Origin of the sequence: Brevundimonas sp., assembly GCF_035626975.1 — a bacterium.
In the GTDB taxonomy this organism is placed as follows: Bacteria; Pseudomonadota; Alphaproteobacteria; order Caulobacterales; family Caulobacteraceae; genus Brevundimonas.
Map to the genome: position 1 here is coordinate 1 of NZ_DASPMQ010000002.1, position 6,987 is coordinate 6,987.

The 6,987-nt window shown below is 70.7% G+C and carries 7 protein-coding genes; 6 read left to right on the plus strand and 1 reads right to left on the minus strand.

Annotation, left to right across the window (positions count from 1 at the left end; all coding sequences use genetic code 11):
- From VEB62_RS00380 to mscL, 3 genes are all read left to right on the plus strand, one after another.
- Window positions 1-274 (plus strand): S1 RNA-binding domain-containing protein (locus tag VEB62_RS00380; RefSeq protein ID WP_324794376.1); only part of this gene is annotated, 274 nt, incomplete at its 5' end.
- Window positions 275-556: 282 nt separating this feature from the next.
- Window positions 557-841 (plus strand): integration host factor subunit beta, encoded by a 285-nt coding sequence (locus tag VEB62_RS00385; RefSeq protein WP_324794379.1) that lies wholly within the window; start codon window positions 557-559, stop codon window positions 839-841.
- 2 nt (window positions 842-843) lie between these two features.
- A complete protein-coding gene (gene mscL, locus VEB62_RS00390) occupies window positions 844-1,266 on the plus strand; it encodes a large-conductance mechanosensitive channel protein MscL (protein ID WP_324794381.1) in 423 nt (140 codons plus the stop codon).
- A gap of 8 nt (window positions 1,267-1,274) precedes the next feature.
- Here mscL and VEB62_RS00395 read toward each other — a convergent pair whose 3' ends face one another.
- Window positions 1,275-2,423, minus strand: coding sequence for an N-acetyltransferase (locus VEB62_RS00395; RefSeq protein ID WP_324794383.1), 1,149 nt, complete (start codon window positions 2,421-2,423; stop codon window positions 1,275-1,277).
- Between the two features lie 416 nt (window positions 2,424-2,839).
- On the opposite strand from VEB62_RS00395, the gene VEB62_RS00400 reads away from it, so the two are divergent.
- The 3 genes from VEB62_RS00400 to VEB62_RS00410 form a co-directional block, all read left to right on the plus strand.
- Complete coding sequence (locus VEB62_RS00400; protein ID WP_324794384.1) at window positions 2,840-3,496, plus strand: hypothetical protein; 657 nt, start codon at window positions 2,840-2,842, stop codon at window positions 3,494-3,496.
- Complete coding sequence (locus VEB62_RS00405; protein ID WP_324794386.1) at window positions 3,402-5,018, plus strand: Y-family DNA polymerase; 1,617 nt, start codon at window positions 3,402-3,404, stop codon at window positions 5,016-5,018. The genes VEB62_RS00400 and VEB62_RS00405 overlap by 95 nt, the downstream gene beginning before the upstream one ends.
- Window positions 5,015-6,987, plus strand: a 1,973-nt coding sequence (locus tag VEB62_RS00410; protein ID WP_324794388.1) for a PHP domain-containing protein, incomplete at its 3' end; no start/stop codon positions are given. The genes VEB62_RS00405 and VEB62_RS00410, both read left to right, overlap by 4 nt.

Genomic DNA, 6,987 nt, shown 5'->3' on the forward strand with positions numbered 1-6,987 from the left:
AGAGGACGCCCCGGCGACCGCCTTCATCCGCAAGTCCGACCTGTCCCGCGACCGCAACGAGCAGCGCACCGAGCGCTTCTCGGTCGGCGACCGCGTCGACGCCATGGTCACCGGCATCGACAAGGCCTCGCGCCGCGTCTCGGTGTCGATCAAGGCGCTGGAAATGAAGGACGAGGCCGCGGCCATCGAGCAGTTCGGGTCTTCGGATTCGGGCGCCTCGCTGGGCGACATCCTCGGCGCCGCCCTGCGCGAGAAGGCCGGTTCCAAGGAGTAGGCCTCAGGCAGCGAGCGACCGCGTCGCGAGCGTCAGGCCTGACCCGGCCTCAGGCAGCGAGCGACCGCGTCGCGAGCGTTAGGCCACAAGGAAAGAGGGCGGCCGGAGCGATCCGGCCGCCCTTTTTCGTGGCTCGCCGCCCCCGGCGCGAGCGTCCGGTAACCGTCATTTATGATCTCGGGCCTTTTGCCGTCGGCACGGGGAGGCTAGGGTGGGCTTGCATTCCGACTTCGGATGCACCCGTATGGCCCTGGGATGGGCTTTGGAGGGCGGGGGCCTGACATGATCAAATCCGAACTGATCGAGAAGCTCGCGGCCGAGAACACCCACCTGACCCACGCCGAGGTCGAGCGGGTGGTCAACATCGTGCTCGGCCGGATGGTTGAGTCGCTGGGTGACGGCGGCCGGGTGGAGCTGCGCGGTTTCGGCGCCTTTTCGGTCCGCGGCCGACCGGCCCGCGCCGGACGCAATCCCCGCACCGGAGAGACGGTCGACGTGCCCGCCAAGGCCGTGCCCTTCTTCAAGAGCGGCAAGGAACTGCGTGAACGGCTGAACGCTGACGGCTGACCTTGGGATTGCTGACAGAGTTCAAGGAATTCGCGGCGCGAGGCAGCGTCGTCGACCTGGCGGTCGGAGTCATCATCGGCGCGTCCTTCGGCAAGATCGTCACCAGCCTGGTCGATCAGGTGATCATGCCTCCCATCGGTCTGCTGCTCGGCAGGGTCGATTTCTCCAAACTCGAATGGGTCCTCGTGCCCGAGGATCCGGCCACCCCGACGGTGGAGAAGGTGGCCATCCAGTATGGCGCCTTCATCAACACCCTGATCCAGTTCCTGATCGTCGCCTTCGTGGTCTTCCTGCTGGTCAAGGGCGTCAACCGCCTGCGACGCGAACAGGCGGCCGCGCCCGAGGCGGCCCCCGCGGCTCCCACGGCGACCGAGGCCCTGCTGGCCGAAATCCGCGACGAACTGAAGGCGCGGCGGCAGGGCTGACGCGCGGCTCAGGCCTTTGAGGTCACGGACCCTGCGGCCCTGACCGCATGCCCGCGCCGGACCGCCTCCCCCAGCGGCACGGGCCGCAAACAGACGGCGTAGTCGCCGTCGTACGGCGTCGGCGACCATAGCGCCGGATCGGGCGCGTCTTCCTGGAACCGGACGTGACAGTGGCCCCAGCCGCCTTCCCGGCGGGCGGCGCCGGCCAGGTCGCCCAGCCTTTGCAGCATGAAGGGCGTGACGGTCTGCATCCGGAGCTTGGCGGCCCCCATGGCGCGGGCGGCGCGCCTGAGGGCGGTCAGCAGTGCGGGCGCGGCGTCGGCGTGGCCCTCAAGCGTCTCCAGATCGATGATCTCGAGCACCGGCGGCTCGAGGATGTTCGACTTGGCCATAAGGGCCATGGCGTAGCCGACGACGGCGCCGTCCCGCTCGAAGGTCAGGGCCAGCGGCGGAATGGACAGATCGGGGTCCTGAAGCCGCCAGCGCTGAACTTCCGGGCTGCGATCGGCCAGCAGGCGACCCTCCGTGGCCAGCCTCTCCCAGAAGCGGGCATAGGGCGAGGTGTCGGAGAAATCCGTCAGCGGGCCGACCCCCGGGGGCAGGGCCAGGCGGACGGCGCGGCCCAGCCGGTCGTTCATCAGCTGCTCGCCCAGACCGGACACGATGCGGGGCGCCACATCGTACAGCCGGCGCAGCAGGCGACCCAGCGCCAGCGGGACCGGATTGACGATCCAGCTGAGCTTGAGCGCGTGGGTCTGTTCGGGCCAGGCCTTCATGCCATGGCGGACGTACAGGGGCTGGGATTTGGTGTTGGCGTTGAAGGTATAGCGCGCGAACACGCCCGGCTGGCTGGCGAAGGCCTTCAGGAGTGACCGGCTGGAGCCGCGGGCTGCGGGAGACACGATGATCGAGAAGCCGCTTGCGCCATACAGGCTCCGATCGCCGAGGCGGAAGCGCTGGATCAGGTTTCCGGCATGGGCGGCGGGTGTTCCGTCGGGACCGTCGACCACCCAGCCCGCGGGCGCGCCGGTCTCCAGCCGGGCGGGATTGGCATGCAGCCAGCGCCAGCCGGCCATCGACCGCTCGGGCCAGCCCACGCTGCGGTGCAGCGCCTGGATGGCGGGGTAGTCGCCCTCGGTGATCTCGCGCGGAAGCATGCGTTCGGTGTGCCTCTTTGAGGCATGGCGCCTCCGTCGGGAGCGGGAGCAGCACGGATCGCGCCACGGTGAAGGTGCGGCAGGGGGTGAGTGGGCAGGAATATATTCTCACGATGCCCTTGATTGTCGGGCGGGCCGACCCATGTCGGGTGGGCGGGGCCGCCGGTCTCGCGGGTCTTTGATAATCGGTGAGGGGCGCCGCGCCGTAGCGGCGCTTCAGGGAGAATTTCCGGGTGCGCTTGGAGGTCATCGACAGCCTGCCTCCGACAGCGGCCGGGTCAGACTCTTCAGACTGTTCAGACCCTGTTTTGAGTCTGAACCCTCCTCGAGGGCGTCGCCCCAGCTCCGAATTTTGATTCCGGGTTTGACTCTGTTCCGGCTGGAACAAATAATGAACATCCAGCGTCTGAATGATCATGACCCCTTCGCCCATCCTGTCACAGGACCCGTTCCCGGAGGTCGCCGCGTCCCTTGAGGAGGCGTGCGCCCCCGCGCCCCGGGACGTGGGCGCGGCGGTGGCGTTCGCCCTGTCGCGGCGGCGGCGGGACGGCGACGACCGGCCGGTGCTGATGACGGCGCCCCGGGCCTGGTTCGTGGAGTATGGGCGGCCCTACGGTCCCGGGCTGGCCGGCCTGCCCCTGATCCTCGCGCCGGTCTCCAACCTGGCCGAGGCCCTGTGGGCCATGGAACAGGGCCTGCGTTCCGGCGCGGTGTCGCTGGGGCTGGGCGCGGTCGAGGGGGCGACGCTGGCCCAGACGCGGCGGCTCGATTTCGCGGCCAGACAGGGCGAGGCGACGGGGCTGATCCTGTCGCGCGGGCTGGAGGGACTGAGCGCGGCCCGGCGCCGCTGGCGGATTTCGACATGGGCCAGCGCCATGGACCCGGAGGACGAGCGGGCCCCCGGCCCGCCGCGCCTGCACGCCGAACTGACGCGGGGGCGGGGCGAACGGCCCGGCGCCTGGATGCTGGAGCAGGATGATGAGACGCATCGTCTCCGTCTGGCTGATCGACTGGCCGATCTCGGTCCGCCGTCGATCGCTGGAACGGGCGCGCCGTCCGGCCTCGCCGCCTGAGCCCGTCCACGACCCCCGCACCCCCTTCGCCCTGATCCTCAGGAACAATCGGGGCGCGGCGGTGATCCACGCCCTGAATCCGGCCGCCCGCACGGCCGGGCTCCGGCGGGGCCAGGCCCAGGCCGACGCCCTGGCCATGATCCCGCATCTGGCCTGTCAGCCGGCCGACCTCGCCGCCGACGCCCGGGCCCTGAAGGCGTTGGCGGAATGGGCCGAGCGCTGGTCCCCTTCGGTCAGTATCGACTCGTCCGAAGGGGGGCTGGAGGGCCTGTTCCTCGACGTCACCGGCGCGGCCCACCTGTTCGGCGGCGAGGCGGCCCTGGCGCGCCAGATCCGCGAGCGGCTGGCCGGGGCGGGCATTCCCGCCGGCGTGGCCATGGCGCCCACGCCCGGATCGGCCTGGGCGCTGGCGCGCTGGGGCGGCGGCGAGGACGGGCAGGCCCCGATCGCCACGGAGGACAATGTCCGCGACCTGCTGGCTTCCCTGCCGGTGGAGGCGTTGCGGATCGAGGACCGCACCCTGACGCAGGCCCGCCGCTTCGGCCTGAAGCGGATCGGCGACCTGTATCCTATGCCCCGGGCGGGGCTGGCCCGCCGCTTCCGCAAGGACGGCGGGGTCGATCTGGTCAAACGCCTGGATCAGGCGCTCGGCCATGCCGCCGAGGCCCTGGTCCCGGTCCGTCCGCCGGCCCGTTATCGGGCGTGGGAGGCCTGGGCCGAGCCGATCGGCGATCTGGAGGGGGTGGAGGGACGGCTGCCGGAGCTGGCCGCCGATCTCGCCGGTCCGCTGGAGCGCGACGGGCAGGGGGCGCGGGCCCTGACCCTGACCGGCTTCCGCTCGGATGGACGGACGACCGCCCTGTCGGTCCGCATGAGCCGGCCGGGCCGGGACGCGGCCATCTGGCTGCGCCTGTTCCGCGAGGCCGGTCTGGGCCAGCTCGAACTGGGCTTCGGCCTCGACGCCCTGATGCTGACCGCCGACGTGGTCGAGCCGATCGCCGCCTGTCAGACGACGCTGGAGAATGAGGCGGAGGCTGGACAGACCGAGAGCCTGGCCACGCTGATCGACCGGCTGTCGGCGCGGCTGGGCGAGGACCGGGTGCTGACCTCCGAACCCGTGGACAGCTGGATTCCCGAGCGGGCCGTGCGCCTGCGCCCCGCGCTGGGCCGCCGCGTCGAAGCGGATCCGGGCGGCGTCGGCCGCCGTCCGATCCTGCTGCTGGACCCGCCCGAACCGCTCCACGACCCGCTGTTCGACCTGCCCGACGGGGCGCCGGCCCGCTTCACCTGGCGGCGCGCGCCACGGCGGGTGATCCGGTCGGAAGGGCCCGAACGCCTGGCTCCCGAATGGTGGCGGACCGGCAAGGCCCGCACCCGCGACTACTACTGCCTCGAGGACGCGGACGGCGGCCGCTACTGGGTGTTCCGCGAAGGCCTGTACGGTCGGGACTACACCGGCGACCCGGCCCGGGCGTCGGAAGAGCGCGCGCCGACCTGGTGGATGCACGGGGTGCTGCCATGAGCGGCTGGAACGGCGACTACGCCGAGCTCGGCGCCGTGACCAATTTCAGCTTCCTGGAAGGGGCGTCCCATCCGGGCGAGCTGATGGCGCAGGCGAAGGCGCTGGGGCTGGCCGCCGTCGGCGTGGCCGATCGCAACACCCTGGCCGGCATGGTGCGGGCGCTGATGGGGGCCGAGGCGGCCGGCGTCCAGCTGGTGATCGGCTCGCGGCTGGGCTTCACCGACGGGACCGGGTTGATCGTCTTCCCCCGCGACCGCGCCGCCTACGGCCGATTGTGCCGCCTGCTGTCGCTGGGCAAGAGCGAGGTCGTGCCCCAGCCCGGCGCCGATCCCGACGGCGGGCATATCGAGAAGGCCGAGACCCGCCTCAGCTTCGAACAGGCGGTCAGTCTGGGCGAGGGGATGATCGCCCTCGTTCCGGCGCCTGAACGCCCTGACGCGGCGTTCGAGGCCCGGCTGGCGGCGTGGCGGCGCGCCTGGCCCGACGTTCTCTATCTGGCCGCCTCGCCCCTGTGGCGCGGCGACGATCGCCGGCGGCTCAACCGGCTGGCCGCCATGGCGCACCGGACCGGCGCTCCGATGATCGCCACCAACGCCGTGCTCTATCACCACCCCGACCGCCGCATGCTGCAGGACGTGCTGACCTGCATCCGCGAAGGGACCACCATCGACAAGGCCGGCCGTCGGCTGCAGGCCAACGCCGAACGCTGTCTGAAGCCGGCGACCCAGATGGCGCGGATGTTCCGCGGCCACGAGGCGGCGCTGGCGCGGACCATGGAAGTCGCGCGGGCCTGCACCTTCTCGCTGCGCGAGCTCAGCTATCAGTATCCGGACGAACCGGTGCCGGAGGGCTGGACGGCCCAGCGCCGGCTGATCCGCCTGACCTTCAAGGGCGCGAAAGAGCGGTGGCCAGACGGCGTGCCTGAAAAGCTCCGCCGCTCGATCCGCTCCGAGCTGAAGCTGATCAAGCAGTTGAAGTACCCGAACTACTTCCTGACCGTGCACGACATCGTCGCCTGGGCGAGGGCGCAGGAGCGTCCGATCCTGTGCCAGGGACGCGGTTCGGCGGCCAATTCGGTCGTCTGCTACTGCCTCGGCGTCACCAATGTGAACCCGGCCGAGCAGGACGTGCTGATCGAGCGCTTCATGTCGGCTGACCGGGACGAGCCGCCGGACATCGATGTCGACTTCGAGCACGAGCGGCGCGAGGAGGTGATGCAGTACGTCTACCGCCGCTACGGTCGCGACCGGGCGGCCATCGTGGCGACGATCATCCACTATCGGCCCCGTTCGGCCATCCGCGACGTCGGCAAGGCGATGGGGCTGACCGAGGACGTCACGGCGCGCATGGCCGATACGGTCTGGGGTTCGTGGGGCGAGGGGGTGAAGGGCGAACATGTCGACCGGACCGGCCTCAGCCGCGACGACGCGCGCATGCGGCTGGCGTTGGAGCTGACCGCCGAATTGATCAAATTCCCCCGCCACCTGAGCCAGCACGTCGGCGGCTATGTCCTGACCCAGGGGCCGTTGATCGAGACGGTCCCCGTGGGCAACGCCGCCATGGAGGACCGGACCTTCATCGAATGGGACAAGGACGATATCGACGAACTGAAGATCATGAAGGTCGACGTGCTGGCGCTGGGCATGCTGAGCGCCATCCGCCGCGGCTTCCGCATGATCGAGGAGGCCTATGGGCCGAAGCTCGACCTGGTGCGCGTGCCCAAGGAGCGTAGGTCGGTTTACCGCATGTTGTGCAAGGCGGATTCGCTCGGCGTGTTCCAGGTCGAGAGCCGGGCCCAGATGGCCATGCTGCCGCGCCTGATGCCGGTGAAATTCTACGACCTGGTGGTGCAGGTGGCGATCGTGCGGCCGGGTCCGATCCAGGGCAACATGGTGCACCCCTATCTGAGCCGCCGGCGTGAGCGCCGCGAGAACGAAGCCGCCTTCCGCGTCGAACTGGCGGGTCCTGC